Here is an 8292-nt window from a genome sequence, read left to right on the forward strand (position 1 = left end):
TGTTATGATGTAATTGGTGATAGTATGTTTTTAGAGTCAATAATAATTGCATTTATAATTTCACTATTTATCAAAAATAAAAATTATAAAAATCTAATTAATTTTCATTTCAATAATTTGTATTTAATATTTCTTGGTATTATAATTTTATTTATAATAAATATTTTCACCTCATTTAATTTAGGTGCAGTTGGAGATTTTTTTGTAAAATATTATTATTTATTTCATATATTATCCCTTGTTTTAATATGCATCCCACTTTTTACAAATCCAAGTAACAAAGGTTTTGTCATTATGGGGACTGGCGTTTTACTTAATACAATCCCAGTTATATTTAATAAGAAGATGCCTGTAAGTATAGATGCACTTTTTAAAACAGATAATCAAAGAGTAATTGACATATTACTTCACAACAATAGTTTGAGTCATGGAATTTTTGAAAATCCAAAGTTTTTTTTCTTATCAGATATAATTCCTTTCCCAAAATTAATTGGATCATCAGTCGTAATAAGCGTAGGGGATATTTTAATTTCAATAGGACTTATAGTTGCTCTAGTAAATATTATAAAGTTAGGAAGTGAATAGATGGATAAAATAAAGAATCTTATTTATTTGATTAATATAAGAGATGTCATTGATATATTAATAGTGGCAATTTTTATATATTTCATATTAAAATTAATTACTAATACTCGTGCCGAACAAGTATTTAAAGGAATTTTGTTAGTTTTAATTTTTATAAAAATTTCTCAAGTCTTACAACTATATACAATAAACTGGATATTTTCACGATTTATTAGTGATGGTATTATTGCAATTATCGTTTTATTCCAACCAGAACTTAGAAGAGCATTACAATATTTGGGAGTAACCTCAAGTATTAAAAATAACTTTAGTCAGAACAAAGAGTATGTTCCAGAAACTGTTACAGAAATTATTACGGCAGTTTCATCACTTTCAAGACAAAAAATTGGCGCTTTAATTGTAATAGAAAGAAATGTTGGTTTAAATGAAATTGTAGAAACAGGAACTAGAATAGATGGCGTTGTAAGTAGTGGACTGTTAATAAATATATTTATTCCAAATACTCCATTACACGATGGCGCAGTAGTTATAAAGGGACCTAAAATAAAAGCGGCTGCTTGCTTTTTACCTCTTTCAGACGATCACAAGATATCTAGAGATCTAGGTACAAGGCACAGGGCAGGTATTGGTATTACAGAAAAGTCCGATTGCCTTAGCATCATAGTTTCAGAAGAGACAGGTTCAATATCTATTGCAGATAATGGAAATATTTCTAGATATTTAGATATCGAAACACTAAAGTCAATTTTGCTTGAAGAATATAAACCAAGCAATACAAATAACTTAATATTATCAAGATTGAGAGGGCAAAATAAAGAAGATGAAAATTAAAAAAGATAAAGATTTCATGTTAAAAGTTTTATCACTTCTTTTTGCTGTTATTCTTTGGTCTTATGTTAGAAGTGATGGAAATATAATAATAACTAGAAATTTTAGAAATATTGAAGTAACTTATGAAGGACAGGAAGATTTAAAAAATAAAAATTTGACTATTATCTCTCCTAAGGAATTTTTAATAGATGTGGAACTTAAAGGATACAATAGCTATATGAGAACGGCATCAAGAGATGGAATATCTGCTAAAGTTAATCTTAGCAAATTAGACGAAGGCGAACATTCAGTTCCTATAAGTGTATCTTATATTGATGGAGGAATAACTGTATCTAAGATTTCACAAAAAACTATTCCATTTAAAATTGATAGAATGGTTAGTGAAAGTGTAAATGCAGATATTGTTGTAAATGGAACTCCACAAGAAGGTTATTTAGTTGGAAGCATTAGAGACTTTGAACCAGTAAAAGTTAAGGGAGCAAGCACTCTTGTTAATAAAGTAGACAGTCTAAGGTTTGAAGTAGATGTAACTGATCTTAAAGAATCATCTTATATTAATTCTAAAGCTGAGGCATTTGATTCAAATGGAAATGTAATTGAAGGGCTTGTAATTGAGCCATCTAGTATAAAGCTAGAGATTCCTATACAAAAAGTTAAGAATGTTCCAATTGTCTTAGACTATAAGAACAGTGCACCTGAAAAAGTTAGTATTTCTAACTTTACTATGGAGCCCTCATCTGTTACAATAATAGGAAATTCAAATTTGGTTGATTCACTAGACAAAATTTCAACTTATCCAGTAGATTTAAGTGGAATAGATAAAGAATTAGAGATTAAGTTGAAAATTCCTGAAAATATTCAGGTTGTTGAAGGAATTGATAGGATAAAGTTAATCAAAGTGGAAAATAATTAATGTGTATTTCTAGAAGGAGGAAATGATGGAATTTTTTGAAGAAGGACTTACTTTTGACGATATATTACTAGTTCCAGCTAGATCTGATGTATTGCCTAACCAAGTAGATCTTACTACTAATCTAACTAATAATATTAAGTTAAATGTACCTTTAATGTCAGCTGGTATGGATACTGTAACTGAACATAGAATGTCTATTGCTATGGCAAGAGAAGGTGGAATAGGAATTATCCACAAAAATATGCCGATAGAGGAACAAGCTTCTGAAGTTGATAAAGTTAAACGCTCAGAGCATGGTGTTATTACAGATCCATTTTCATTAAGCAGACACAATTCCATAGGAGATGCTTCTTCTCTAATGGAAAAATATAGAATTAGTGGCGTTCCAATAGTAACAGAAAAAGGTGTATTAGAAGGAATTATCACTAATAGAGATATAAGATTTGAAACTGATTTATCTAAAAAAATCGACGAAGTTATGACTTCTGAAGGACTTATCACAGGATCTCCTGATATATCATTAGAAGAAGCTCTAGAAGTTCTTAAGAGATATAAAATAGAAAAATTACCTCTTGTAGATAAGGACAATGTTTTAAAGGGACTAATTACTATTAAAGATATTGAAAAGCACGAACAATATCCAAATTCAGCAAGAGATGGTTCGGGAAGACTTCTTGCAGGAGCTGCAGTTGGTGTAACTAAAGACGTACTTGAAAGAGTTGATGCTCTTGTTAAAGCTAAAGTTGATGTTATCGTAATAGATACAGCTCACGGACAATCTAAAGGCGTACTTGAAACTATTAGAAATATAAAAAGCGCATTTCCAAATATTGAACTTATTGCCGGTAATGTTGCAACATATGAAGGCACAGTTGATCTTATTAAAGCTGGTGCTGACTGTGTTAAAGTAGGTATTGGGCCTGGTTCTATTTGTACAACTCGTGTAGTAACAGGTGTTGGTGTTCCACAAGTTACAGCTATTATGGAAGCATCAAGAGCCGGAAGAGAACTTGGAATTCCAATAATTGCCGATGGTGGTATTAAATTATCAGGAGACATTGCAAAGGCCATTGCAGCAGGTGGCAATGTCGTTATGATGGGTTCTTTATTTGCTGGAACTGAAGAGTCACCAGGAGAAGAAATCTTCGTTGAAGGAAGAAGATACAAAGCCTACAGAGGTATGGGATCTCTTGGAGCTATGAACTCAGGTTCATCAGATAGATATTTCCAATCTAACACAACAAAATATGTTCCAGAGGGAGTAGAAGGTCGTGTGCCTTATAAGGGAAAAGTTGGAGATATTGTTTACCAATTAGTTGGTGGATTAAAATCTGCAATGGGCTATCTTGGTGCACATAACTTACAAGAACTACATGAGAACGCAAAATATGTAAAAATTACACAAGCTTCTCTTCAAGAGTCACACCCTCACAACATAACAATCACAAGAGAATCACCAAATTACTATTAATATTACCTTTCACCCTAATTGAATTTAGGGTGATTTTTCTTTATAATAGATTTATGTGGGAGGTAGTCTATGAAAACGAAAATACTTCTTGTAGAAGATGAAGAATCTATAAGAAAGTTTGTAAAAATAAATTTAGAACGTGAAGGATATGAAGTTCTAGAAGCGGGAACAGGTGAGGAGGGTGTCCTCGTAGCCAATAAAGAGAATCCTGATATTGTAGTGCTTGACATAATGCTTCCGGGGATTGATGGCTTTGAGGTGTGCAAAATTTTAAGAGGGGAATTTCCTAATCTTGGAATAATAATGCTCACTGCTAAGGCAGAAGACTATGATAAGATCATGGGACTTCAATATGGTTGTGATGACTATTTAACAAAACCTTTTAATCCTACTGAACTCACACTTAGAATTAAATCTATTGAGAGAAGACTAGAACCTGAAGAGAAGGATGAGTCTAATCTAATCATTCAACCACCATTTAAATTAGATACTTATTCAAGAAAGTTTTATAAAGACGACGAAGAGTTGGAACTTACACCTACAGAGTTTCAAATTATAAAAATCTTTATGGAAAATCCAAAAAAAGCTTTAAATAGAGATGAAATTTTAAAACTTGTGTGGGGCGATGACTTTATTGGCGATTCTAAAATTGTAGATGTTAACATTAGAAGACTTAGATCAAAAGTCGAAGAAAACTCTGCTAAGCCAAAATATATTGAAACAGTGTGGGGACTTGGATACAGGTGGCAGTCTGAGGTGTAATTGTTGAAAAATAGAATTGGTAAAAGATTAGTAAAGTCTTTTTTAATAATTATCTTAATTACAATTTCTATAATTGACATATTTTTATTAGTTGGATTTAGATATTATTACTACAATAATATTTCCAACGAATTAAAATCTCGATTAGAATTGTCTCTAGATATTTATGAAAAAGACTTTTCTAACAATAGTTTGAAAAAATTAATATATGATGATAATCAGATCTTTTTTTCACATACAAATGCCGAAGTACAGATATTAAGCGCAAATGGAAAAGTACTTTTTGACTCTATTGGTAAAACTGATACATTAAATCTTGAAAATATAAATAAAGATTCTTTTAAAAAAAGTAATATCTTGACGTGGCACGGCAAAAATCCAAACACAGGCGAGTCAATAATGAGTGTTACAGGGCAAATACTAGATGAATCTGGAAATACTATTGGGTATTTAAAACTGATTTCGTCTTTGGAAGATGCCAACAGAGCAATTTATAAAACTATGATAACTTTAATTTTTTTCACACTCATAGTTGCTGCTATTACTGCTGTAGTTAGTATGATTTTCTCAAGATCTCTTGTAAAGCCAATTTTGGAGCTAACTGATGTTGCCAACCAAATGCTTGATGGAAATTATGAGGTCAGAGCGAATATTTGGCAAGATGATGAGATAGGCGAGCTTGCAAAGACACTAAATTCTATGTCGGATGAGATTATCAATAAAGATAAAATTAAAAACGATTTTATCTCATCTGTGTCTCATGAACTTAGAACGCCTCTTACTTCAATTAAGGGCTGGGCAGTTGTACTTAAGGATGCTGATAAGGATGAAAAGGAACTAATTGATGATGGTCTAAACATTATTGAAAATGAAGTAGATAGACTTACAAAAATGGTAGAAGATTTGCTCGACTTCTCAAGATATATTTCAGGAAGAATTAGTTTAGATAAAGAGATTTTTAATATCACAAAAACATGTGAAGATGTTGCAAAACAAATGAAGCCTAGAGCTAACAACAATAAAATTGAACTAATTGTTGAGCTAACTGAGGAAATTGAATTAATATATGCAGATGAAAATAGAATAAAGCAACTTCTAATAAATCTTTTAGACAATGCAATAAAATTCACGTCTGAAAATGGATGGGTTAAATTCCAAATGTATAGGAAAGATGATAATATTATAATCTTAGTATCCGATAATGGTGTTGGAATGAGTAAAGAAGACTTAGCCCATGTAAAAGAAAAATTTTACAAAGGCAAGCATTCAAAGAGTCACAGCGGTATAGGTCTATCTATAAGTGATGAAATTACAAACCTTCACAATGGAAAATTAGAAATCTTTTCTGAAGAAAATATTGGAACTACAATTAAAGTTACACTACCTATTGAAAATCCTAAAGAGGCTGGTGAAAAAGAAGCATGAAAAAGAGAGTTTTTTTAATATTTTCCTTAATTTTTCTTTGCGGTTGCAATATTATAAGTCCACAGGGAACTAATATCGAGACTCCAAGGCTGGGAGAGAGCCCAATATATGGCAAGTGGGTAATATCAAAACTAATTTATAATGAAAATCTAGATATTGATAGTTTTCAGTTTAAGGAAGTAATTGGAAGTGAAGTAATATTTTCAAATGAAAAATCTCTACTTCTAAATGACTATATCGATGATGTTAAATATCAGTCAAAATACGTCAAGTTGTCGGAGTATCTATACAATAAATTTAATATAAACTATAAAGCTTTGGGCTTTGAAGAAGACGACGATGTATATGTAACCTATGTAAGTGATGCCAATTCATCAGATAATTTTTATCACGAAGTCATTAGGCTAAGTAAAGATAAAGCTCTATTATTTGATAATGGAATTATTTTAGAAATCCAGTTAATAGATCAACAGATGGATGATGAAAATCTTAATGAGATAATCGCTAAGCGAAAAGATGAAGTCCTTAAAAAAGGAGAGTTCCTTGGTTCAAAAAGCGAAAAGGGATTTTTACTTGGACTAAAGACAGAGACTGGAACAAAGATGCCAACATGGAACTACAATACTGTATATATTAAATTTTCAGAGAATACTGTTGAGAATGTTTATGAAGTTAATAACCTAATGGTCCCAAGAGATAATGGATTCTCACAAATAAATGTAAACAGGGAGACAAAGGGCGGTATTATTAATGATAAATTAATAATTGAAAATAATAATAACTTTAGAAAACAAGTTCCAGAAGATACAGACATTATGAAAGAGCCAAAAAAATTCGAAGACAAAAATATGCTCACAACTATTGATTTTGTAACTAATAATTATATAAATCTTGAATCATATAATTTAAATAATAATATGAGGACGCTTAGAATTTATAATTTAAGTGATATACAAAATCGCGATCCAATACATTATAATGAATTCTTATCAGAGGACTATCAGCTTACGCCTAACGAAAGTTTAGAAAATCTTGAGAGTGATCCATTTAATATTGGAATCTATAGAGACAAGGGATTTTGGAAATTAAAAGGTCGAAAAAATTTGGCTAATGGAAAATATGAAGATTATGATTTAAATTTAGTTTTGCCAACAAGTGTAAACAAGTACAATAGATTAAATATTCCTATGTCAGATATTAAAAACTTTAAACCATCAATTAAAGATGCCTTTGTCTCACCAGACAATAAGTTTTTGATAACAATTGAAAATAATAAACTTAGGATATATAATGTATTAGAATCAGGCATCGATCCAAATTTTATTTTTGAAAAAGACATTGGAAATAATACTGTCTGCGTAATGAGTGAATGGGCAGTTGGAAAATATGCCAAGATTTGGAAAGATGAGATTGCATACAAATGAGGTGTTTAAATGAGTAAAATAACTCCACTTTTAGCAGAAAACTCCAGTTTTATAATGCTAACTTTAGGGGCAATTATCATAGGAGTTGTGCTAACTTTTATAGTTAATTTTGCAGCAAAGGATCTTAAATTTATTAAATATTTGCCTGGGCTAGCATTAGTTTTTATTGGGATAATATCCTTATTTATGGTTATTAATAGATTGTTTAATCCCGAAAGCTTAAATAATTTATTTATTTTTGTATTGGGAGTTTCTTCAGGACTTGTTTCCTTGATATTTGCTTTAATTATTGGAATAGCAACTTCAGATAAAAATAGATATAAAAGAAAGAAGAAATAAATAAAATGGCAGTAAGCTTTAAAGTTTACTGCCCTTTTTTTCTAGATATGAATTGTAAAGTTCGTTAAGGTCTTCTTCACCATTTATAATTTTAATTTTTTTACTTCTCTCTAAACTTTTTATAAAACACTCTTTCTTTAATGCATCAGACTTGTCCTTACACTTTAAGTGAAATGCGTATTCAACAGGGAGTCTTGCACGCGTATATTTGCTGCCCTTGCCGCTGTTGTGCGTTTTTAGTCTATTTTCTAAATCATTAGTGTAACCAGAGTATAGAGTTCCGTCAGAACATTTTAAAATATATACATAATGCTCACTCATCTATGTCATTCATCTCACTATTAATATTTTCATATTCGAATCCTTTATTTACTAAGTAGTTCTTGCAGGAAAGAATTTCTTTTTCGTTATAGCCTCTCATCTTAAGTCTATTTTTATATAAGTAGTTTATATTTTCTAGCTCTTTTTCAAAATCATAGAAAGACATAGCATCATCAATTACATCTTGTTTTATTCCCTTTGATCGCAATTTGTAAATAATT

At 30.4% G+C, this 8292-nt stretch carries 9 protein-coding genes and 1 pseudogene; 8 read left to right on the forward strand and 2 right to left on the reverse strand.

From position 1 onward, the window contains the following. The 8 genes from ACOX6R_RS06240 to ACOX6R_RS06275 all read left to right on the forward strand — a co-directional run. A partial coding sequence (locus ACOX6R_RS06240; protein WP_433448380.1) for a DUF5317 domain-containing protein occupies positions 1-585 on the forward strand: 585 nt, incomplete at its 5' end. Then, entirely contained in the window at positions 586-1416 is an 831-nt protein-coding gene (cdaA, locus tag ACOX6R_RS06245) for a diadenylate cyclase CdaA (RefSeq protein WP_433448382.1), read from the forward strand. Further along, positions 1406-2329, forward strand: coding sequence for a CdaR family protein (locus tag ACOX6R_RS06250; RefSeq protein WP_433448384.1), 924 nt, complete (start codon positions 1406-1408; stop codon positions 2327-2329). Before cdaA ends, ACOX6R_RS06250 begins: the two co-directional genes overlap by 11 nt. A gap of 25 nt (positions 2330-2354) precedes the next feature. After that, complete coding sequence (gene guaB / locus ACOX6R_RS06255; protein WP_433448386.1) at positions 2355-3800, forward strand: IMP dehydrogenase; 1446 nt, start codon at positions 2355-2357, stop codon at positions 3798-3800. 69 nt (positions 3801-3869) lie between these two features. Next, on the forward strand, positions 3870-4562 hold the full coding sequence (locus tag ACOX6R_RS06260) for a response regulator transcription factor (RefSeq protein WP_433448388.1): 693 nt from the start codon (positions 3870-3872) through the stop codon (positions 4560-4562). Between the two features lie 3 nt (positions 4563-4565). Continuing rightward, positions 4566-5987, forward strand: coding sequence for a sensor histidine kinase (locus ACOX6R_RS06265; RefSeq protein WP_433448390.1), 1422 nt, complete (start codon positions 4566-4568; stop codon positions 5985-5987). Further along, entirely contained in the window at positions 5984-7411 is a 1428-nt protein-coding gene (locus ACOX6R_RS06270) for a hypothetical protein (RefSeq protein WP_433448392.1), read from the forward strand. The genes ACOX6R_RS06265 and ACOX6R_RS06270 overlap by 4 nt, the downstream gene beginning before the upstream one ends. Before the next feature lie 9 nt (positions 7412-7420). After that, positions 7421-7750 (forward strand): cytochrome C biosynthesis protein, encoded by a 330-nt coding sequence (locus ACOX6R_RS06275; RefSeq protein ID WP_433448394.1) that lies wholly within the window; start codon positions 7421-7423, stop codon positions 7748-7750. Positions 7751-7768: 18 nt separating this feature from the next. On the opposite strand, the gene ACOX6R_RS06280 is transcribed toward ACOX6R_RS06275, so the two are convergent. Together ACOX6R_RS06280 and ACOX6R_RS06285 are read right to left on the reverse strand one after the other, a co-directional pair. Then, positions 7769-8071, reverse strand: a complete 303-nt coding sequence (locus ACOX6R_RS06280) for a GIY-YIG nuclease family protein (RefSeq protein WP_433448396.1) — start codon at positions 8069-8071, stop codon at positions 7769-7771. Continuing rightward, a pseudogene (locus ACOX6R_RS06285) lies at positions 8064-8292 on the reverse strand (RecX family transcriptional regulator); the annotation flags it as partial. The pseudogene ACOX6R_RS06285 and the gene ACOX6R_RS06280, both read right to left, overlap by 8 nt.

The sequence above is a fragment of the Peptoniphilus sp. genome (assembly GCF_050943655.1).
GTDB lineage: Bacteria > Bacillota > Clostridia > Tissierellales > Peptoniphilaceae > Peptoniphilus_A.

Coding starts and splice junctions, on each gene's coding strand:
- ACOX6R_RS06280 (WP_433448396.1), bottom strand. CDS start 8,071: ATGAGTGAGCATTATGTATATATTTTAAAATGTTCTGACGGAACTCTA.
- guaB (WP_433448386.1), top strand. CDS start 2,355: ATGGAATTTTTTGAAGAAGGACTTACTTTTGACGATATATTACTAGTT.
- ACOX6R_RS06275 (WP_433448394.1), top strand. CDS start 7,421: ATGAGTAAAATAACTCCACTTTTAGCAGAAAACTCCAGTTTTATAATG.
- ACOX6R_RS06260 (WP_433448388.1), top strand. CDS start 3,870: ATGAAAACGAAAATACTTCTTGTAGAAGATGAAGAATCTATAAGAAAG.
- ACOX6R_RS06250 (WP_433448384.1), top strand. CDS start 1,406: ATGAAAATTAAAAAAGATAAAGATTTCATGTTAAAAGTTTTATCACTT.
- cdaA (WP_433448382.1), top strand. CDS start 586: ATGGATAAAATAAAGAATCTTATTTATTTGATTAATATAAGAGATGTC.
- ACOX6R_RS06270 (WP_433448392.1), top strand. CDS start 5,984: ATGAAAAAGAGAGTTTTTTTAATATTTTCCTTAATTTTTCTTTGCGGT.